Below are 20,626 nucleotides of genomic sequence, written 5' to 3' on the forward strand. Positions count from 1 at the left end.
TGGCTGTGTGCGGTTTCGTGCCTCGGCTCGGCATGCCGTGCGGGGGCGTGCGGGGGCGAGGGTCGGGGTGAGTTCCCCCGATGTGAGCTCGGCTTCGGGACTTGTGCCCGCCGGGTGAGTTCGGGGACGGGTCTGCCGGGGAAGATCGGATGCGTTCGAGTGCATTCGAGACGAACGAGATATCGCATCGAGTCAATGTGAGTTGCCTCCGGCACGTATCGTGAAGGGCTGCGGACCTTACGCCTCAAGAGCGGAACGGGACGCAAGGCGAACGGAATTGACCAACCGGGCGGCCGGGGGAGGGCGTTGTGGACGAATTCGCGGGGCGAGTACTCGCCGACCGCTATCGCCTGCCGCTGCCACCTTCCGACGAGTACGAACTCGCCTCCGAGGTCCGGGCCTTCGACACCTACAGCGGACAGGAAGTCCTCGTACGCCAGGTGCCGTTGCCCGAGGTCGTCGAGGCGGAGATGCTCGACGCGGACGGGCTGCCCGAGGGGTATGTGGCGCGGGACGGCGGAGGGCGTCGGGGTGCGGCGCGGACCACGCGCCGGTCCACGGACCCGGCTGTCGGGCGGGCCATCGAGGCCGCGCAGGCCGCCGCGCAGATCCCCGACCATCCGCGGCTCGACCAGGTCTTCGACGTGTTCGCCGAGGGCGGCTCGCTGTGGATAGTGAGCGAACTGGTGTCCGCACGGCCCCTCGCCGCGCTGCTGGCGGAGCAGCCGCTGACCCCGTACCGGGCGGCCGAGATCGCCTCCGACGTCCTCACCGCCCTGCGGGCGCTGCACGCCCACGGCTGGGTCCACCGGAACATCACCGCCCGCACGGTGCTGGTCTGCGACGACGGCCGGGTGATGCTGACCGGGCTGGCGGCCGGGGCGGCGGAAGAGGCGCTGTGCGGGTACGACCCCGTGCCCGTGCGGGAGTTCGAGGACAGGCCGCCCGTGGCTCCCGGCGGCGGTGTGGGAGTGCCTGCAGTGGGGGCCGGCGGGGGGCAGGGTCCGCGTCGTGACCCGGTGCCGCCCGGTGGCGTTCCCGGGGCGCGCGGGGCCTCGGCGCCCGGGGGTGCCCTGCCGGGGGGTACCGGCGGGGGCACGTTCGGTGGTTCCCGTGGCAGCGGGCCCGGTGGCGGGGGCGAGGACCCCGAAGCTGCTCGGCGGGCCGCGATAGAGGCACGGGCGGGAAGGGCGGCGGCGCCGGCCACGGCCCCCTCCGGGGGGCAGCGCGCGCTGGAGGCCGGTGGTGACGCTCGGGCGGCGCGGGCCGGTGCGATCGCCGCGTACCGGGCGGGCGCGCGGGCCGCGGCCCGGGTGCAGGACGACCAACACGGCGGGCCGGGTGCGGGGTTGCCCGCGCAGCGGCCCGCGTCGCGGGACGGTACGGCGGCGGGGGCGGGCCGGGACGGCGACCCCGCTTCCGGCGCGGGGACGCGCCCGATGCCGCTCGGCCAGATCGCCGACCCCTACGGTGTCCTCGCGAACGGCGGCGCCACGAGCGCCTGGCACGGCGCGCTGCCGCGTGCCGGGAGGGCCGCGCCCGGCGGTGACGGCCGGGGGACCGCGGCGCCCGGTGCCTCCTCGCCGTACGGCGGCGGTCCACCCCGTGGTGCGTCAGGTGAGGGCGGTCGGGGCGACGACACCTTCGACGGCGGCGACACCGGCACCCACACGACACCGGGGCACGGCTCGCGTCGCGGCCCCGGGTACGGCGACTCCACGTACGACACCGCTGCGCACGCCGACCCCGCGTACGGCGTCGGCACGCACGCCGGCTCCGTGCAGGACAGGGCTGCCGCGCACTCCACCGGCGTCACGGACGCCGCCCCCTGGGACGGCGCCGACGGCGGGGCCGCTCCCCGGCGGGGGCCCGCGACCGCGCTCGCCGCCGAGCGGGCACGGCAGGCGCGGATGGCCGTGGTCGGGCCGGTCACGGAGCGCTGGGCGCCGGAGCAGGCCGGGCCGGTGCACGAGAACTGGCAGCTGGCGGCGCCGATCGGGCCGTCGACGGATCTGTGGGCGCTCGGGGCGCTGCTGTTCCGGGCCGTGCAGGGGCACGCGCCGTACCCGGAGGAGAACACCGCCGAGCTGGTGCAGATGGTGTGCGCGGAGCCACCCGCGTTCGCCGAGGAGTGCGGACCGCTGCGGCCGGTCGTGGAGTCCCTGCTGCGCCAGGACCCCATCGAGCGGCTGGACTTCGAGGAGCTGCGCGGCTGGCTGCGTTCCCTGGTCCGGTCGGCGCCCGAGCCCGAGGCCGGTGCGCATGTCGTGCCGGCGCCGCCCGTGGACGCCAGCCGGCTGCCGATCGTGCGGCGGCGGGGCGAGCTCGTCCGCAGACGCCGGGCCGGGCTGCCCGCGACGAGCGCGCACGCCCGACACAAGCGCACCCGGGAGAAGCCCCCACAGCCCCGCAAACTCGGCCGGAACCTGCTCCTGCTGATCCTGCTCGCGCTGGTGGCTGCGGTCACGTACGCCTTGGTGTTCATGCCGAAGGCCGCGCCGAGCAGTGAGGGCGGTGACACGAGAAGCCGTACGGACAGCGCCGGGCAGCAGAGTTCGGCGCCGGCGGCGAGCAGTGAGCCCCGGCCCGACCGGAACTCGAACTCGCCCGACGGAGGCGAGGAGGGCCAGAGCGGGGCGAGCCCGTCGGAGTCGTCCGGTGCGACGCAACCGCAGACCGGTGACTCCGAGGTCGCCCAGGGATTCACTCTGCGCAAGGACCCCGAGGGGTTCCAGGTCGCCGTCGCCAGCGGCTGGGACCGCAGCGCCAAGAACGGGCGCGGTCAGATCGTCTACTCGCAGGGCGACTTCGAGCTGATCCTCGTCCCCGGGCGGGACCGCACGGCGACGTACGGCAGTGATCCGCTGAAGTACCAGCGGGAGGACGAGCGCGAGTTGCAGCCGTTCCGTGACTCGTCCTGGGCCACGTCCACCGGGATGCGGTTGATCGAGGTGGGCGGGGTGACCTCGGCCGAGGGACAGTTCACCTGGCAGGACTCCGAGGGGCGCGGCGTCTACGTACGGAACCTCGTGATACTCCTCGACGGGCGGTACCACGTGGTGCAGTTGCGGGGGCCGGAGGCGGAGCGGGACGAGGTCACGCGGCTGTACGAACAGGCGGCGGACACGTACAAGGCGACCGGTTGAGCGGCTGTCCGGCCCGGCCGCGGAAGGTTGTGCTCCGGTCGCGGAAGCGAGAACCGTCACAGTGCTGTCCCTGTGCGGCCCGGCCGGTTCCCCGGGCCGCGGGCCGCTCCCTAGTCTGAACCTGTCAAGAACATTGCGGGGCAACGTGAATCAGATGCAGGGGCTGCTCCTCGCGGGGCGCTACCGGCTCGTCGACACGATCGGCAGCGGTGGCATGGGACGGGTCTGGCGTGCGCACGACGAGGTGCTGCACCGGGCCGTCGCGATCAAGGAGCTGACGGCCGCGCTCTATGTCTCGGAGAACGAGCAGGCCATCCTGTTGCGGCGGACCCGGGCGGAGGCGCGCGCGGCGGCACGGATCAACCACTCGGCCGTCGTCACCGTGCACGACGTGCTGGAACACGACAACCGGCCGTGGATCGTCATGGAGTTGGTCGAGGGCGTCTCACTGGCCGACGCGGTCAGGGAGCGGGGGCGCGTCGAGGCACGCGAGGCGGCTCGGATCGGGATGTGGGTGCTCCGCGCGCTGGGCGCAGCCCATCGCGCCGGTGTACTGCACCGCGATGTGAAGCCGGGCAACGTGCTGCTCGCCGAGGACGGCCGGGTCCTGCTGACCGACTTCGGCATCGCGCAGGTCGAGGGCGACACGACCATCACACGGACCGGCGAGATCGTCGGTTCCGTCGACTACATCGCCCCCGAGCGGGTGCGCGGGCACGACCCCGGGCCCGCCTCCGACCTGTGGTCGCTGGGCGCCACGCTGTACACGGCGGTCGAGGGCAAGTCGCCGTTCCGGCGCACCACACCGCTCACCACCATGCAGGCCGTCGTGGGCGAGGAGGCCGCCGAACCCGTGGCCGCCGGGCCGTTGGGGCCCGTCATCACCGCGCTGCTGTGCAAGGACCCGGCCGTAAGACCCGCTGCCGACGAGGCCGAGCAGATGCTCGCCGAGGCGGCGGAGGGGCGTCGGCCACGGGTGGCGCAGGCGTATGTGCCGACCCGGCAGCAGCCGGGGGGCGCGGGGGACGGCGCGGGTGTTGCGGCCGGCCCCGGTGGAGCGGATGGTGGGGGCGCGCGCGGTACGGAGGACGTGCACGGTGCGCATGGTGAGTATCAGGGCGGCGCGCAGGCGTCGGGGCACTCCACCGGGGGTGCGGCCTTGGCCGGGGGCCATGACGTGTCCACCGGCGGTGGCTTCGGCACCCCGGCCACCCCGATGGCCACCGTCCATCAGCCCGCCGGCGGTGCCCCCGTCCTCCCTGCCGCGCCCACTGCCAAGCGGCGCCGGGGTCGTACGGTCGCGCTCGTCCTCCTGCTGGCCGTGCTGGTCGGCGGTGGTGGTGCCGTCGCGGCGCACTACGCGGACGGGTGGCGTGCGGGGAGCGGCTCCGCGACGGCCGGGACGGACGGGACGGACGGGACGGACGAGGCTGAGGACGGGGATCAGCCGGCCGACGGGGTGCCCGAGGGGTGGGAGCGGGTCGAGGACCCGGAGGGTTTCAGCCTTGCTCTGCCCAAGGGGTGGAAGCGCCAGGTGACGGGGACGCAGATCGACTACACCCCCGACAAGGGTGAACACTTCCTCCGGGTCGCCGTGGACGACTCGCCGGACTTCGACAGTCCATACCACCACCAGCTCGACCTGGAGGAGCAGGTGCGGACGCGGTCCGACTACCAGCAGGTGACCTTGGAGGAGAACATCTACCGCGACCGGCCGGGCGCGCTGTGGGACTTCACCTGGACCGCGCCGGCGACAAGCACGGAGTTCCGACCCGGGCCGCGCCGGGCGATCGAGCAGATGTATCTCTCCCGGGACGGCGTCGAGTACACGATCTACATGTCCTCGCCCGCGGCGGACTGGGACACGGCGGAGGAGCAGTTCTACGCGGTACTGCGCAGCTGGCGGCCTGCGCAGCGGTGAGGCGGCGGTACGACACGGGAGTCGGCGCGCGACACGGGAGTCGGCGGAGAGGCATGCGGAGTCGGCGGAGAGGCAGCGGCGCGCCAGTGGTGAGCCGGCGCTGAGGCAGCCGCGGGGCGGCGGGGAAGCGGAGTGAGGCGGGGCTCGGAGCGGGCGTCTGCGGCGTGAACCGCGAAGCACCTTCGCGGCTCCGCGTTCGAGTCCCGCGTTCGGGCTCGGCGTTCGGGCTCCGCGTTCGGGTCCCGTGCTCGGGCTCGGCTTCGGGGCCCGCGTTCGGGCTCGGCGTTCGGGTCCCGCGCGCACGCGGGGGACACGGGCCACACGCCGCCTCGCACGCAGGCACCCGACGAAGGCCCACATGCGAGCTCCGCACGGTGGCTCACCCGCGCTCCCCTCACCCGCAGACCCACACGCCGGCCCCACGCGTGAGCCTTCCGCACGGCGCTCGTGAGGCGCTCGCGAGTCGTGCGTACGTCGCTTGTCGGCCAGGCCGTCACACGGCACCGGAGGGTTCCGGTCCGGTGCGGCATGATGGGGCGTATGGGGACCGAGGGGGAGAACGTCCGTGTCATAGCGGGTCGTTACCGGCTGGAGGCCAGGATCGGCCGCGGCGGTATGGGGATCGTGTGGCGCGCCACCGACCAGCTCCTCGGTCGGCAGGTGGCGGTCAAGGAGCTGGCCCTCGACGACTCGCTCCCGGAGGACCGGTCCCGCACACGGCGCGAGCGCACCCTGCGGGAGGCGCGGGCTGTCGCCCGGCTCAGCCATCCGCACATCATCGTCGTGCACGACGTCGTCGAGCAGGACGAACGCCCTTACATCGTCATGGAATTGATCGACGGCGGCTCGCTCGCGGAGCGGCTCGCGGACCAGGGGCCCGTCGACGCGCGGGAGGCCGCGCGGATCGGGATCGATCTGCTGGGCGCGCTGCGGCGGGCACACGACGCCGGGGTGCTGCACCGTGATCTCAAGCCGGCGAACGTCCTGCTGGAGACCGGCACCGACCGGGTCGTCCTCACCGACTTCGGCATCGCCCAGGTCGCCGGCGCGACCACGCTCACCGAGAGCGGGTCCTTCGTCGGCTCGCCCGAATACACCGCGCCGGAGCGGATGTCGGGGGTCCGCACCGGGCCGGAGTCCGACCTGTGGTCGCTGGGCGCGCTGCTGTGTGCCGTGCTCAGCGGGGAATCGCCGTTCCGGCGTGACTCGTTGGGCGGCATCCTGCACGCGGTCGTCGTCGACGAGATCCGGCCGCCCCCGCAGGCCGCGCCGCTGCTCCCCGTCGTACGGGGGCTGCTGGAGCGCGATCCCGACCGGCGGCTCGACGCGGCGGAGGCGGAGCGGCTGCTGCGGGCCTTCCGGGAGACCGGCAGGACACCGAAGACGACGAAGAGCCCGAGGACGTCGACCGGTTACACCCCGACCCGGCGGGACCTGCCGCGCCCGGGCCGGGACGCGCAGCGCACGGACCCTGCCGGGGCCCCCGCCCGGAACGCGTCGGCGGCCGGGCAGTCGCAGTCGGGGCCGCCCGCTGGAGGCCCGGTGGCGTCCCTGCGGGAGCAGCCCGCGCAGCAGCGGCAGCCGTACTCCGCCCGGAGTGTGCTGGTCGCGGCCGCGCTGGTGGCGGCGATGGCCGGGGCGGGCGTCTCGGCGGCGGCGCTGCTGATGCGGGACGGGAGTGGAGAGGGCGGGGGCGGCACGCCGAGCAGTTCGGCACCGCGGACGCCGGGCGAGTCGCGTACGACGGGCGCGCCGACCACCTCGGGCGCGTCCGGCACGTCCGGTGGCACGTCCGGCACGTCCGGTGGCGCGTCCGGCACGTCCGGTGGCGCGTCCGGCACGTCCGGTGGCGCGTCCGGCACGTCCGGTACGTCGGCCGACGCCACGCCCACCGTCACACGCTCACGGGCGGCCACCGCGCCGACCGTGCCCTCGGGGTACCGGCTCGCGAAGGACGAGCAAGGCTTCAGCCTCGCCGTGCCGGACGACTTCACGCGGGAGCCGCAGGGAGAGCGGGTCTTCTACATGTCGCCGGGGCAGATGATCCGTATCGGCATCAAGCTCGACGACCCGGAGGAGGGCGGGCCGGCCGGGGTGATGCGGCGCGCCCATGAGAAAGGGCCCTCCACGAACCCCGGCTACCGCGACGGCAGGGTCGCCGAGACCACGCACGACGGGCGGCCCGCCGCGCTCTGGGAGTTCACCTGGGACGGCTTCAGTGCGGCGGAGGGACCCCGGCACACGTACGACCTGTGCTGGGAGCAGGACGGGCGGCTGTACGACGTGTGGGTGTCGGCGCCGGTCGGGAAGGTGAGCGAGGCGAAGGAGTACTTCGACGTGGCGGTGGACACGTTCGTACGTAACTAAAGCGGAGATAAGTGGTGTTCCGCGTCACGGGTCTGTGACCGGAAAGCGACGGGGGTGGATGCCGAAGCGCTTGCCGCGATACAGATGAACGTATGAGCAGCAACGGGGGCGCCCCTTACGGATCCGGCCAGGGGGCCGGCTACGGGCCGGATGAGCCGACGAGTTTCGGACTGCAACCGCCGCAGCCGAGTGCGCCGTACCCGGGGAACCCGTACGCGCAGCCGACCCGGGTGGCGGCGCGGCCGGAGCCGTCGTCACCGGTACAGCCGTCGTCACCGGTGCAGCCGTCGGCGCAGCAGCCTCAGCCCTCGCAGGAGCCCGGCACCGGGCGGCTGATCGCGGGCCGTTACCGGCTGCTCGCCAAGCTCGGCCATGGCGGTATGGGCACGGTGTGGCGTGCGAAGGACGAGACGGTGGATCGTGAGGTCGCCGTCAAGGAGCCCCGCGTACCGGACCATCTTCCCGATCGCGAACGGGCCAACGCCTTCGAGCGGATGCGCCGTGAGGCTCGTGCGGCGGCCAGGCTCGATCATCCGTCGGTCGTGAACGTGCATGACGTGGCGGTCGTGGACGGCCAGCCGTGGATCGTGATGGAGCTGGTGCGGGGGCGTTCGCTGGGCGACGCGCTCCAGGAGGGCACCCTCGGGGTGCGTGACGCCGCGAGAATCGGCCTCGACGTGCTCGGCGCGCTGGAGGCAGCGCACGCGGCGGGCATCCTGCACCGTGACGTCAAACCCGACAACGTCCTCCTCGGCCGCCATGACCGGGTCGTCCTCGCCGACTTCGGGATCGCCCAGATCGAGGGCGAGACGAACCTGACGGACACCGGCGGCTTCGTCGGTTCGCCCGAGTACATCGCCCCCGAGCGGGTGCTGGGCCAGCGGCCCGGCCCCGCCTCGGACCTCTGGTCGCTCGGCGTCGTCCTCTACGCCGCCACGGAAGGCGTGTCGCCCTTCCGGCGCAGCAACACGCCGGCGACCCTGCAGTCCGTCCTCAACGCCACGCCGGCGGCGCCGGCCTCGGCCACGGGTCCGCTCGCCGAGGCCATCAACGGCCTGCTGCAGAAGGACCCGGCGCGCCGCCCGACCGCCGCCCGCGTCCGCGAGCTGCTGGAGACGGCCGCCAACCCGCCGGCGCCCGTGGTCACCCGGGTGGTCCAACAGGTCACCGGGCCCCCGGCGGGGGACACCAAGGGCATCAGGATCGGCGCCAAGACCCTCGCCGGGGTCGGCGCGGTGGTCGTCTCGGCGGCGGTCGTCGGGCTCGGCGTGGTGGTCGTGGCGGCGGCGGTGACGGCGTACGTGGTGATCGCCGACCCCTTCGCGGGGCCCCTGCCGGACGGCTGGAAGCAGCGGGACCTCGGCTCGAAGGTCGCCGCGAGCGTGGGCGTGCCCGGGGGCTTCGTGAAGGACAAGTTCGAGCCGGACGACACCGACGGCACGTTCGCGCAGTACAGCGATCCGAGCGGGCTGATCCGGATCAACGTCGACCGGGACGTCGAGAAGGACGACAAGGACAACGAGATCCCGGCCGTCGCGCTGGACAGGGCGTACGCCGACTGGGAGCTGGTCAAGGACGGCGAGTACACGCTGGACGTCGCCGTCGACCCCGCGCCGAAGGGGCGGCCGCAGGAGTCGAAGTTCAAGGACCACGAGGCCGCAGAGAACACCATCGTGTACACGAGCACGGACAGCCAGGCCCCACGGCTGCGTGAGGCACGGGTCCTGTACTACAAGGCGGGCAACGGTGACATGTACCGGATCTGGATCGACTATCCGGGCAAGGGGCACTTCACCGAGCAGGGCCGCGAGATGGCCCGTACGGTCATCGCGAACCTGAAGATCGACCACATGTAGGTCGCCTCGGGCGAGTACGAGTACGAGTGCGAGTGCGAGTGCAAGCGTGACGGCGGGGGCGACGGCCGGGGCGTCGGTGCCGGTGAAAGCGGAGGGCGAGCGGACGGTGCCGCCGGTGCCGTAAGTGTCGGGGAGCGGGAAGCGATCTGTACGGCGCTCAGTACGTCCTCTCGGCGATCCAGGCCAGGACCCGGTCGGCCACACCCGGCTCGTCCAGCAGCGCTCCGCCGTGCGACGAACCGGCCACCGTCTTCACCGTGACCCCGTTGGCGGGCATGTTGTGGTCGCTCTCCTCGGCCGCTTCGAGGTCGAGCGAGTGCTGAACGGTTACGGGGTCGCCCTTGGAGTGGAGCAGGTACATGGGGGCGTCGTCGGCGCCGGAGGCACGGCTGTTGGCCGCCATGTCGTTCCAGGTCTCCCGGCAACCGGGGTGCGTGGACGAGGTGTCGGTGCCCGGCACGTCCGGGGAGCAGCGCGCCAGAACGACGGCGTTGTCGCGGAGCCTGCGCTGCCCGTCCGTCGCGGTGGCGGCGTTGCCGTCCTGCCAGGCGCGGTACGGGGAGACCACGGGGGACAGCGCCACCACGCCGTCGAGGCCGTGGTTGCCGGAGCGGTAGGTCGCGACCGTGGTCGCCAGCTGGCCGCCGGAGGAGGAGCCCAGGAGCACCAGCCGGTTGGTGTCGAGGTCGAAGTCGGCGGCGTGGTCGCGGATCCAGTCGAGCGCCGACAGGGCGTCGGTCCGCTGGGCGGGCCAGGGGGCGTCGAAGTTCAGCCGGTAGTCGACGGCGAAGACGGCGTACCCGGCGTCCGCGAAGGTGCGCGACCAGGTGGCCCAGCCGGTGTCCTCGGACCAGTGACCGCCGTGCAGGATCACGATGCCCGCCTGTTTCCCGTCCCGTTCCTCACCGGCGCCGTTCCAGTAGGCGTCGAGGGTCTGGCGGGTGTGCGAACCGTAGGAGTACGTGGCCTCGTTGCGGTCGGCCGCCGCGCTGTCGCGCGTGTCCGAGATGAGGAGGGCCGCGACTGCCGCGGCGCAGAGAATCAGACAACCCCAGAGCCGACGCACGGCCACCTGTCCTTCGAACGACCCGACGGCAGGCGACCGTTGTCCCCGGGCGCGCGAACCGACCGTGACGTCCGCAGCAGGGGGAGCGCCCACACGGCCTGCGCGCGCGAGCAAGCCGGACTATAGGCGGCCCACTCGAACAAGTACCAAGTGGGTACGGTGGTTGGAGCGAAATGCCTGGTTCGAAAGCATTGGTGAGTGTTCTTGTCCGTGTGCCGCCCTTCGCCGTGTGGTGAAGACGGCCCAGGGGTGACGCGGCCGGTGCCCGGAGCCATCGCCTTGTCCGGCCTCATGCCCCTAACATGCCGTGTCAAGGGCATGATCGGCGCGAGGGGCGAGCGAGCGTGGGCATCGAACACCTGGACGTGTGGGCTCATGCGAGACAGCGCTGGGCGGCCAGGGCCGCACTCGGCTGCGCCGCACTCGCCGTACTGCTGCCGCTCGGCTACGCGCGCGAGGCGAGCCTGCTGCTCGTCGTCGGCGTCGTGCTGGGCGTCGGCCTCACCGTGGCCTCGCTGTGGTGGGTGCTGATCCACCGCGGCGCCGTCCGGATCGCGGCGGGCGCGCTGGCCGTGGCCGCGCCGGTCGGCGTCATCTGGTGGTTCGCCGCCGTCAACCTGCTGTGGGTCGTGATCGTCTCCGCCGTCCTGTGGGCCGTCGCCGTCTGGTCCGGCAAGTTCGCCCTCAGCAGCACCAAGTCCCACCAGGTGCATGTGCCCGAGCACCGCACACCCGCCCCCACCCGCCCCTTCCTCATCATGAACCCCAGGTCCGGGGGCGGGAAGGTGGAGCGTTTCCGGCTGAAGGAGCGGGCCGAGCGGCTCGGCGCCACGGTCCATCTGCTCGACCCCGCGCACCACGAGGACGTCGCCATACTGGCCCGGGACGCCGTCAGGAACGGCGCCGACCTCCTCGGTGTCGCCGGCGGCGACGGCACGCAGGCCCAGGTCGCCGCCATCGCGGCGGCGTACGACGTCCCCCTCCTCGTCATCTCCGCCGGCACCCGCAACCACTTCGCCATGGACCTCGGCCTCGACCGCGACAACCCCGCCGCCTGCCTCGACGCCCTCACCGACAAGGGCGTCGAACTCCACGTCGACCTCGGCTACGCCAGCGGCCACCCCTTCGTCAACAACGCCTCCTTCGGCGCGTACGCCGCCGTGGTGCAGAGCCCCGCCTACCGCGACGACAAGGTCCGCACCACCCTGGAACTGCTGCCCGAACTGCTCACGCACCAGCGGGGACCGCGGCTCACCGCCCGCATCGGGGACGCCGTCATCGACGCGCCCCAGGCCGTCCTCGTCAGCAACAACGTCTACCGCAGCGACGACCTCGTCGGCCTCGGCCGCCGCGAACGGCTGGACGCCGGAGTGCTGGGCGTCGTCGGTGTCCGCGTCGACAGCGCCGCCGAGGCCGCCGGAATGGTCCTCGGCCCGAACGCCCCCGGCCTCAGCCTCCTCGTCGCCGACGAGATCGTCGTCGAGGCCGACCGGCCCGAGATCGAGGTCGGCGTCGACGGTGAGGCCCTCCTCCTGCCCACCCCCGTCCACTGCCGGGTCTCGCCGAAGGCCCTGCGCGTCCGTGTGCCCCGGGACCGCCCCGGCGTTCCCGAGCCCAAGCCGCCCCTGGACTGGCGCCGACTGCGCAAGCTCGCCGCCGCGGTCGGCCGCACGGCCCTGCCCAAGCACCGCGAACGGTACGGGTGGGCACAGCGGTTGTGGGACCGGTGGCGTTAGGGCATGCGTTGGCCGTCCGGCACGGCGCCCACGGCGCCCACGGGTTGGGAGTCCGGCACGGTGCCCAGGGCGGTGGCCGTCCGGCAGGCTCCCATGGCGCCCACGGGTTGGGAGTCCGGCACGGTGCCCAGGGCGGTGGCCGTCCGGCAGGCACCCACGGCGCCCACGGCGTTGGCAGTCCGGCACGGCGCCCAAGGCGCCCGGCACACCTGCCCACTCCCGGCTCGGTCGAGCTCCCGGCTCGGGCGAGCGGAAGGGCCCCCACCGCCCCACCGGCCGGCGGCCCAAGTCGCTCCACGCCCGCCGCCCAGGACCCGGCGGACGACAGAAGCGCACGGCGGTGTTCAAGGGCGCACCGGACCGGCTGAAGATCCGTGAGGCGGGGAGCCGTCGACGAATCGGCCGGGGTGATCGACGCCGCATTCGCGCCCGCACGGCACCGCCCGCCGCGCTGATCAGCGACTTCGTTGCCAGCGATCACTGGCATGGTGTGTACGCCCGGTGAATCCCTGTTACCGCCGGGTACCCAAAGTCGTCCGGTCCGGAATACCCTGCGCGTCATGACGGACTCGCAGGCCCCCGAAAAGACCGGCACGGCACGGACGACCGGCACCAACCCCCTCGCGGCAGCGCCGCAGGGCGCCCGTACCGCCGCCGACGTGGTCACCCCCGAACTGGTCGCCCAGCTCACCAAGGGCGTGGTCGGCTCCGGCCGGACCGCCAACCACACACCGTTCACCGGTGAGAAGCTGGCCGACCTGCCGGAGTCCACGCCCGAGGACGTGGAGAAGGCCTACGAGCGGGCCCGCGCCGCCCAGGCCGTCTGGGCCCAGCGGCCCGTGCGCGAGCGCGCCGCCGTCCTCCTTCGCTTCCACGACCTGGTGCTGGAACGCCAGGCCGAGGTGCTCGACCTCATCCAGCTGGAGACCGGCAAGGCCCGCCTCCACGCCCACGAGGAGGTGCAGGCCGTCGCGGTCGCCGCCCGCCACTACGGCCGCAAGGCCCCGTTCTACCTGAAGCCGAAGCGGCACACCGGCGCCGTACCGACCCTCACCAAGGTCACCGAGCTGCGCCACCCGCGCGGGGTGATCGGCCAGATCGCCCCCTGGAACTACCCGCTCGAACTCTCGGTCGGCGACGCGATCCCCGCCTTCGTGGCGGGCAACGCGGTCGTGATGAAGCCCGACACGGAGACCTGCCTGACCGCCCTGTGGGCCCGTGACCTGCTCATCGAGGCCGGGCTGCCCGCCGACGTCTTCCAGGTCGTCCTCGGCGAGGGCCCCGTCATCGGCCCCGAGGTCGTCAGGCACGCCGACTACGTCTCCTTCACCGGATCCACCCGCACCGGCCGCGAGGTCGCCCAGGGCGCCGCCGCCCGTCTGGTCGGCGTCTCCCTCGAACTCGGCGGCAAGAACGCGATGCTGGTCCTTCAGGACGCGGACATAGAGAAGGCGGCCGCGGGCGCCGTCCGTGCCTGCTTCTCCTCCGCCGGCCAACTCTGCATCTCCATAGAGCGGTTGTACGTCCACGAGTCCATCGCCGACGCCTTCGTGCAGCGCTTCGCCGCACGCACCAAGGCCATGCGCCTCGGCAAGTCCCTCGCGTACGGCGCCGAGATGGGCTCCCTCGTCGGCGAACGCCAGCTGGAGACCGTCACCCGCCACGTCGACGAGGCAGTGGAGAAGGGCGCGAAGATCGTCGCGGGCGGCGTGGCCCGCCCCGACATCGGTCCCTACTTCTACGAGCCCACGATCCTCGACGGCGTCACGGAACCCATGTCCGTGTGCACGGAGGAGACCTTCGGCCCGGTCGTCTCCATCTACCGCTTCACGGACGAGGACGAGGCCATCGCGGAGGCCAACTCCACGGCGTACGGCCTCAACGCCTCCGTCTGGACCAAGGACGGCCGCCGCGGCCGCGAGGTCGCCTCCCGTGTGCGCGCCGGCACCGTCAACGTCAACGAGGGCTACGCCTCCGCCTACGGCAGCGTCCAGTCCCCGATGGGCGGCATGAAGGACTCCGGCCTCGGCCGCCGCCACGGCTCCGAGGGCATCCTCAAGTACACGGAGGCCCAGACGGTCGCCCAGCAGCGCCTGCTCCCGATGGCCCCGTCCTTCGGCATGGACGACGAGAAGTACGCCCAGTTCATGAGCCGCAGCCTGAGGGCGATGAAGGCGCTGAGGCTGCGCTGAAGCCGCGCTGAGGCCGCGCCCCTTCTCGGGGGCGCGGCGCCGGGGAACGGCGCGAGCGACCACGGACGGCCCGCACGGACACTCAACGAGGAGCAAACGTGCCTCAAGACGCTTACGACTACGACGTCATCGTGGTCGGATCAGGCTTCGGCGGCTCGGTGACCGCCCTCCGCCTCACGGAGAAGGGCTACCGGGTCGGTGTCCTGGAGGCGGGCCGCCGCTTCACCCGCGCCACCCTCCCCAAGAACTCCTGGGACCTCAAGAACTATCTGTGGGCCCCGGCCCTCGGCATGTACGGCCTCCAGCGCATCCACCTGCTGGGCAACGTCATGGTGCTGGCCGGAGCCGGTGTGGGCGGCGGCTCCCTCAACTACGCCAACACCCTCTACGTACCGCCGAAACCGTTCTTCGAGGACCCCCAGTGGAAGGACATCACCGACTGGCAGGAGGAGCTGAAGCCGTACTACGACCAGGCCCGCCGCATGCTCGGCGTACGGCTCAACCCGACGATGACCCCGTCGGACGTGCACCTGAAGGCCGCCGCCGAGCGGATGGGCGTCGGTGACAGCTTCCACCTCGCCCCGGTCGGTGTCTTCTTCGGCGACGGGGAGGACGCCGACGGCAAGGCGAAGGCCGCCCCCGGCGAGCAGGTGGCGGACCCCTACTTCGGCGGCGCGGGCCCTGCCCGCAACGCCTGCACCGAGTGCGGCGAGTGCATGACCGGCTGCCGCCACGGCGCGAAGAACACCCTCAACGAGAACTACCTCCACCTCGCCGAGAAGGCGGGCGCGGTCGTCCACCCGATGACCACGGTCGTCGCCCTCACCGAGGACTCGCAGGGCGGCTACGCCGTCACGACCCTCCCGACCGACGAGCGCCGCAAGGGCGCGTCCCGGGTGCTGAAGGCCCGCCGGGTCGTCCTCGCGGCCGGCACCTACGGCACCCAGACCCTGCTGCACCGTATGAAGGCGAACGGTCAACTGCCGCACATCTCGGACCGGTTGGGCATGCTGACCCGCACCAACTCCGAGGCCCTCGTCGGCGCCCAGACCGACAGGCGCCGCTACCGCAAGGCCCACGGCGCGCCCGAGGTCGACTTCACCAGGGGTGTGGCGATCACCTCCTCCATCCACCCCGACGAGAACACCCACATCGAGCCGGTCCGCTACGGCAAGGGCTCCAACGCGATGGGTGGCCTGTCGATCCTCCAGGTCCCGTACGCGGGCGGCACCGCGTCGGACGCCTCCCGCGTGCTCGGCTGGCTGGCGTACGCGGCCAAGCACCCCCTGCTGGTGGCCCGTTCCCTCTCCAACCGCCGCTGGTCGGAGCGGACCATCATCGGCCTGGTGATGCAGTCCCTGGACAACTCCCTGTCGACGCACCTGAAGGCGAAGGGCCTGGGCAAAGGACTGTTGACGGCACGTCAGGGGCACGGCGCGCCCAACCCCAAGCAGATCGAGGCCGCTTCGACGGCCGCCTCCACCATCGCCGCCGAGATCAACGGCTTCGCCGGCAGCAACGTGGGCGAACTGATGGGGACCCCGCTCACCGCGCACTTCCTCGGCGGCTGCCCCATCGGCGCCACCGCGGCCGACGGCGTGATCGACCCGTACCACCGTCTCTACGGCCACCCCGGCATCTCCGTCGTCGACGGCGCCGCCGTCTCCGCGAACCTGGGCGTGAACCCGTCCCTGACCATCACCGCGCAGGCCGAGCGCGCGATGTCGTACTGGCCCAACAAAGGCGAGCCCGACCACCGCCCGGCCTCCGGCTCCGGCTACGAACGCCTCAGCCCGGTCGAGCCCGCGCACCCGGCGGTCCCGGCGGACGCCTTCGGCGCGCTGCGGCTGCCGCTGATGCCGGTGCCGAAGGTACCGCCGAAGAAGTAGAAGCAGTCGGCCCGGACTCAGGAAGCGGCACAAGGAACATGACAGCGGAGAAGGACCCGCACCCCCCTCCGAGCGCGGGTCCTTCTCTCGTGTGCCAGGTGTGACCCGTGGGTGGTGTGAAGGGTTGCCCCTGTGATGACAGTTTTTTCGTGTGACGTGAGTCACATATGCCTGGGGCTGAAGTGAGACCCGAAACCGGTTGTGGCGCCATGTCGCACACATGATCTGATGTGGCCTGAGAGGCCTCTGTGAGGCATGTGATGAAAGCCGTAAGGGTGGGGGACATGAAGGTGGGGGACATGAAGTCGACGATGTCGCGGGCGGCGGTGGCTGTCTCGGTCGCGGCCGCGCTGGGGTTCACTGCGGCGTGCGGTGGGAGCGACGGGGGCAAGGACGCGGACGCCAAGCCGTCGGCCGTCGGCAGCGCCACGGCCGCCGGGGACGCGAAGAACGAGCAGGACGGGGCAGGGAAGGCCGCGCTGACCGAGGCCCAGCTGAAGGAGGCCGCCCTCGCGAAGGGTGACGTCAAGGGCTACAAGATCGCCGACATGCCCGCGGAGGACATGCCGGCCGTGCCCGTTCCCGCGGAGCCGGCCACCTGCCAGCCGCTCGCGAACATGTTCAACTTCACCTCGGACCCGCAGCCGAAGGCCCGCGCCGGACGCACCCTCACCGCGGAGGACGAGCTCTCCGCCAACGTCATCTCCCTCGCCCTTGCCGCGCATGAGGAGAGCGGCGCCGAGAAGGTCATCGCCGACCTGCGCAAGGCGACGGAGAGCTGCGACGGGTACGAGCACGTCGGCAACAAGTACACCGACATCGAGGCCCTCGCTGCCCCGAAGCAGGGGGACGAGGCCGTCGCGTACAAGCTGAAGGCCGACATCGAGGGGGCGAAGATCCCGATGTCCTTCACGGTGGTGCGCAGCGGCTCGACGCTCATCGGGTTCTACTCGATGAACATGCTCGACGCGGACAAGGCCGAGGTGCCGGACGAGATCCTCGACGCGCAGGTCGCGAAGGTGGAGAAGGTCGCCGGCTGAGCGGACCACGGCATGACGAAGGGCCCCGCGAGACGGAAGTCGCGGGGCCCTTCTGCGTCAGCACCGACGTCAGGGCAGCGCCGGTGCCTCGAAGCGGCGCCGGGGGATTGCGCCGCTGGCTCGGAAGGTGGAACCGGGGTCGGCGCTCCGGCGCACCGGGGCGTGCGCCCGGTGTCGACCCAGGGCGTTCGGTGGCGGACCGTTCCGCATCGTGAGGGACGGACAACGGCCTCCGCAACCGCTTCGACCGCCCCGGAACGGATTCCGCCGGACGGCCCCGGGCGTCCCCGGAGCCGACCGTTCTCTTGCGTGACCGGGCTGCTGTCCCCTGCCGTCCGGTCACAACCATGGAGCGAGGTCCCACGGCGCACGGCACGATCCGTACGCCTCATCGCTCCAGCGGAGCCACGCGTGGTTCTTTCGGGCCCGAACCTGGCTGGCACGGACACCGACACCAACGAAGCGTGTCGTACGACGGTCACGCGCCGTACGGGTGAGAGGGCAGGCGTACGTACGTCCGCCGGTCAGATGCGCCCCCGGCACAGCTCCAGGAGGGTCATGGCGAGCGCGGTGCCGGGCTTGCCGATGGCGTCCCTGTAGTGGGCGAGGATCTCCATCTCGCGGGAGAGGTTCACCCGGCGGCCGCCGGACTCGATCCGGGCCTCCTGGATCACGGCGGAGACCGCCACCCGTTCCTGGATCAGGCCGATGATCCGGTCGTCCAGCGCGTCGATGCGCTCACGGGCGCCGGCGATCACACCGGCCGCCTCGGAGGTACGGGCGCCGGTCACGTCGATGGCGGTCACGTCGGTGGCGGTCATAGGAGGCTCCTCGTCGGAAGGTCGGAAGAGGCTCCCCGAAGCGGTAGGACCCGGAGAACGCCAGACGCCCCGGACCTTGTCGGCCCGGGGCGCCTGGGGAAGTCGCTTGTCAGTGACTCAAGCAACACGACCATGGCAGCCGGTGGGCCGGTTGCCATAGGTAAAGAGGAAGGTCGTGTGCCTGAGCATGGGGGTCAGTATGCCATGCGGTACGGCGGAGCCTTCCGGGCCCGAGCGGGTGGTGGGGTGGGCAGAGGTCCTCGGGCGCTCGGGGGCGGAGCCTCCCAGTGGGCCCACTGGGGGAGTCGGCACCCCGGTAGACTCGACCGCACAGACCCCCGCCCGACCGCCGGAAGGCACCCCGTGTCATCAGCGAACCCCGCTGCCGCCGTCCCCGACACCGTCCTGGTCGTCGACTTCGGCGCCCAGTACGCCCAGCTCATCGCCCGACGGGTCCGCGAGGCCCGGGTCTACAGCGAGATCGTGCCGAGCACCATGCCGGTCGCGGAGATGCTCGCCAGGAACCCGGCGGCGATCATCCTCTCCGGCGGCCCCTCCTCGGTCTACGCCGAGGGCGCCCCCCGCCTCGACCGCGCGCTCTTCGAGGCCGGCGTCCCCGTCTTCGGCATGTGTTACGGCTTCCAGCTGATGGCCACGACCCTCGGCGGCACGGTCGACAACACGGGGGCGCGCGAGTACGGCCGTACACCCCTCCATGTCTCCAAGGCCGGCAGCACCCTCTTCGAGGGCACCCCCGGCGAGCAGTCCGTGTGGATGTCCCACGGCGACGCCTGCTCCGCCGCCCCCGAGGGCTTCACGGTGACGGCCTCCACCGACGTCGTACCGGTCGCCGCCTTCGAGGACGACGAGAAGAAGCTGTACGGCGTCCAGTACCACCCGGAGGTCATGCACTCCACGCACGGCCAGCAGGTCCTGGAGCACTTCCTCTACCGGGGCGCGGGCATCACCCCGAGCTGGACCACCGGCAACGTCATCGAGGAGCAGGTCGAGGCCATCCGCGAGCTGGTCGGCGACAAGCGCGCGATCTGCGGCCTCTCCGGCGGCGTGGACTCCGCCGTCGCCGCGGCCCTCGTGCAGAAGGCCATCGGCTCCCAGCTGACCTGCGTGTACGTCGACCACGGTCTGATGCGCAAGAACGAGACCGAGCAGGTCGAGAAGGACTTCGTCGCCGCGACCGGCGTCCAGCTGAAGGTCGTGGACGCGGAGGAGCGGTTCCTCAAGGCGCTCGCCGGGGTCTCCGACCCCGAGCAGAAGCGGAAGATCATCGGCCGCGAGTTCATCCGCGTCTTCGAGCAGGCCCAGGCGGAGATCATCGCCGACGAGGGCCCCGAGGTGGCGTTCCTCGTCCAGGGCACCCTCTACCCGGACGTCGTCGAGTCCGGCGGCGGCACCGGCACGGCCAACATCAAGTCCCACCACAACGTGGGCGGCCTGCCTGAGGACCTCGAGTTCCAGCTGATCGAGCCGCTCCGCCAGCTCTTCAAGGACGAGGTCCGGATGGTCGGCCAGGAGCTGGGGCTCCCGGAGGAGATCGTCCAGCGACAGCCGTTCCCCGGCCCCGGCCTCGGTATCCGGATCGTCGGCGAGGTCACCAAGGACCGGCTCGACCTGCTCCGCGAGGCCGACGCCATCGCCCGCGAGGAGCTGACGGCGGCCGGCCTCGACCGTGACATCTGGCAGTGCCCGGTGGTGCTGCTGGCGGACGTCCGGTCCGTCGGCGTCCAGGGCGACGGCCGCACCTACGGCCACCCCATCGTCCTTCGCCCGGTCTCCTCCGAGGACGCCATGACCGCCGACTGGTCCCGGCTGCCGTACGAGGTCCTCGCGAAGATCTCCACCCGCATCACCAACGAGGTCGCGGACGTCAACCGCGTGGTCCTCGACGTGACGAGCAAGCCCCCGGGGACGATCGAGTGGGAGTAGACCCCGCTTGAGGGTCAGGTCCGCTTGAGGGTCCGCATCGGCTCTCCGGGCTTCCAGACCTGGACGACCAGGTACTTGTCGTCCTCGACGTAGGTCCGTACGACCTCCGTCAGCTCGGTGCGGAAGAGGTGGAACGGCTCCGGCGGTTCCACCTCTTCGCCGTCTCCGCTCTTCTCCGCGGCGGTGTCCTTGGCGCCTTCCCCGCCGCTCGCCTCGCCGCTCGCCTCGCCTTCCGCGCCGTACGCCGCCTTGACCGCGGGGTCGTCGACCTCGACCGCCCGCCCGCTCACCCTGACGTCACCGCCGCCCATCTCCGTGCCGGGGCCCGGGTTGGCCTGCAGCGAGAAACGGGGATCGCGGCGCAGATCGAGCGCCTTGAGGGAGCCCGACATCATCCCCAGCCACAGCTCCCCGTTCACGAACCGGACCTCCAGCCCGGTGGTACGGGGGGAGCCGTCCCTGCGGAGGGTGGCGAGGGTGTGATGGGTGAAGGCGCCGAAGCGCGCCTCGACAGTCTGTGCGAGCTCGGGCTCGGCGGCGACGAACGCGCCCCAGTTCGAAAGATTCTCCGGCATACGTCGAGTCTCGCGCGGATACCCGACAACCACTGTCCGGTTACCCCGAGCGACGTACGACGAACGGTTCGAC

The 20,626-nt window shown here is 72.2% G+C and carries 13 protein-coding genes; 9 read left to right on the forward strand and 4 right to left on the reverse strand.

The features are described from left to right. The first annotated feature begins 308 nt into the window (after nt 1-308). From OG858_RS28465 to OG858_RS28480, 4 genes are all read left to right on the forward strand, one after another. Nucleotides 309-3,146, forward strand: a complete 2,838-nt coding sequence (locus OG858_RS28465; RefSeq protein ID WP_328544293.1) for a protein kinase — start codon at nt 309-311, stop codon at nt 3,144-3,146. Nucleotides 3,147-3,300: 154 nt separating this feature from the next. Then, nucleotides 3,301-5,067, forward strand: coding sequence for a serine/threonine-protein kinase (locus OG858_RS28470; protein WP_328545300.1), 1,767 nt, complete (start codon nt 3,301-3,303; stop codon nt 5,065-5,067). Between the two features lie 540 nt (nt 5,068-5,607). After that, entirely contained in the window at nt 5,608-7,434 is a 1,827-nt protein-coding gene (locus tag OG858_RS28475) for a serine/threonine-protein kinase (RefSeq protein WP_327748465.1), read from the forward strand. 92 nt (nt 7,435-7,526) lie between these two features. After that, nucleotides 7,527-9,290: a serine/threonine-protein kinase gene (locus OG858_RS28480; protein ID WP_319265999.1), complete on the forward strand. Its 1,764-nt coding sequence runs from the start codon at nt 7,527-7,529 to the stop codon at nt 9,288-9,290. A gap of 157 nt (nt 9,291-9,447) precedes the next feature. Here the strand turns inward: OG858_RS28480 and OG858_RS28485 are convergent, their stop codons facing one another. Then, nucleotides 9,448-10,356 (reverse strand): alpha/beta hydrolase, encoded by a 909-nt coding sequence (locus OG858_RS28485; protein ID WP_256960154.1) that lies wholly within the window; start codon nt 10,354-10,356, stop codon nt 9,448-9,450. A gap of 344 nt (nt 10,357-10,700) precedes the next feature. On the opposite strand from OG858_RS28485, the gene OG858_RS28490 reads away from it, so the two are divergent. Continuing rightward, complete coding sequence (locus OG858_RS28490; RefSeq protein WP_319068079.1) at nt 10,701-12,092, forward strand: diacylglycerol/lipid kinase family protein; 1,392 nt, start codon at nt 10,701-10,703, stop codon at nt 12,090-12,092. Here the strand turns inward: OG858_RS28490 and OG858_RS28495 are convergent. After that, on the reverse strand, nt 12,089-12,259 hold the full coding sequence (locus tag OG858_RS28495; RefSeq protein ID WP_328544292.1) for a hypothetical protein: 171 nt from the start codon (nt 12,257-12,259) through the stop codon (nt 12,089-12,091). The two genes, OG858_RS28490 and OG858_RS28495, sit on opposite strands and share 4 nt — an antisense overlap. Before the next feature lie 393 nt (nt 12,260-12,652). On the opposite strand from OG858_RS28495, the gene OG858_RS28500 reads away from it, so the two are divergent. The 3 genes from OG858_RS28500 (at nt 12,653) to OG858_RS28510 (ending at nt 17,213) form a co-directional block, all read left to right on the forward strand. After that, nucleotides 12,653-14,284 (forward strand): succinic semialdehyde dehydrogenase, encoded by a 1,632-nt coding sequence (locus tag OG858_RS28500; protein ID WP_086746299.1) that lies wholly within the window; start codon nt 12,653-12,655, stop codon nt 14,282-14,284. A 98-nt stretch (nt 14,285-14,382) separates the two neighbouring features. Next, nucleotides 14,383-16,173, forward strand: coding sequence for a GMC family oxidoreductase N-terminal domain-containing protein (locus tag OG858_RS28505; protein ID WP_086746298.1), 1,791 nt, complete (start codon nt 14,383-14,385; stop codon nt 16,171-16,173). 299 nt (nt 16,174-16,472) lie between these two features. After that, the gene (locus OG858_RS28510; RefSeq protein ID WP_256960153.1) at nt 16,473-17,213 is read left to right on the forward strand and encodes a hypothetical protein; all 741 of its coding nucleotides are present in this window, start codon (nt 16,473-16,475) and stop codon (nt 17,211-17,213) included. A gap of 524 nt (nt 17,214-17,737) precedes the next feature. On the opposite strand, the gene OG858_RS28515 is transcribed toward OG858_RS28510, so the two are convergent. Then, a complete protein-coding gene (locus OG858_RS28515) occupies nt 17,738-18,034 on the reverse strand; it encodes a chorismate mutase (protein WP_086746297.1) in 297 nt (98 codons plus the stop codon). Between the two features lie 363 nt (nt 18,035-18,397). Between OG858_RS28515 and guaA the strand changes: the two genes are divergently transcribed. Next, nucleotides 18,398-19,978, forward strand: a complete 1,581-nt coding sequence (gene guaA, locus OG858_RS28520) for a glutamine-hydrolyzing GMP synthase (RefSeq protein ID WP_328544291.1) — start codon at nt 18,398-18,400, stop codon at nt 19,976-19,978. A 14-nt stretch (nt 19,979-19,992) separates the two neighbouring features. Here the strand turns inward: guaA and OG858_RS28525 are convergent, their stop codons facing one another. Further along, a complete protein-coding gene (locus OG858_RS28525; RefSeq protein ID WP_086746296.1) occupies nt 19,993-20,553 on the reverse strand; it encodes a pyridoxamine 5'-phosphate oxidase family protein in 561 nt (186 codons plus the stop codon). Nucleotides 20,554-20,626: the final 73 nt, after the last annotated feature.

It is taken from the genome of Streptomyces europaeiscabiei (genome assembly GCF_036346855.1).
Classification (GTDB): Bacteria; Actinomycetota; Actinomycetes; order Streptomycetales; family Streptomycetaceae; genus Streptomyces; species Streptomyces europaeiscabiei.

What these genes read in the sequence shown, in the direction of transcription:
- OG858_RS28470 (WP_328545300.1), top strand. Translation starts at nt 3,301, where the DNA reads ATGCAGGGGCTGCTCCTCGCGGGGCGCTACCGGCTCGTCGACACGATC.
- OG858_RS28475 (WP_327748465.1), top strand. Translation starts at nt 5,608, where the DNA reads ATGGGGACCGAGGGGGAGAACGTCCGTGTCATAGCGGGTCGTTACCGG.
- OG858_RS28480 (WP_319265999.1), top strand. Translation starts at nt 7,527, where the DNA reads ATGAGCAGCAACGGGGGCGCCCCTTACGGATCCGGCCAGGGGGCCGGC.
- OG858_RS28500 (WP_086746299.1), top strand. Translation starts at nt 12,653, where the DNA reads ATGACGGACTCGCAGGCCCCCGAAAAGACCGGCACGGCACGGACGACC.
- OG858_RS28510 (WP_256960153.1), top strand. Translation starts at nt 16,473, where the DNA reads ATGAAGTCGACGATGTCGCGGGCGGCGGTGGCTGTCTCGGTCGCGGCC.
- OG858_RS28515 (WP_086746297.1), bottom strand. Translation starts at nt 18,034, where the DNA reads ATGACCGCCACCGACGTGACCGCCATCGACGTGACCGGCGCCCGTACC.
- OG858_RS28525 (WP_086746296.1), bottom strand. Translation starts at nt 20,553, where the DNA reads ATGCCGGAGAATCTTTCGAACTGGGGCGCGTTCGTCGCCGCCGAGCCC.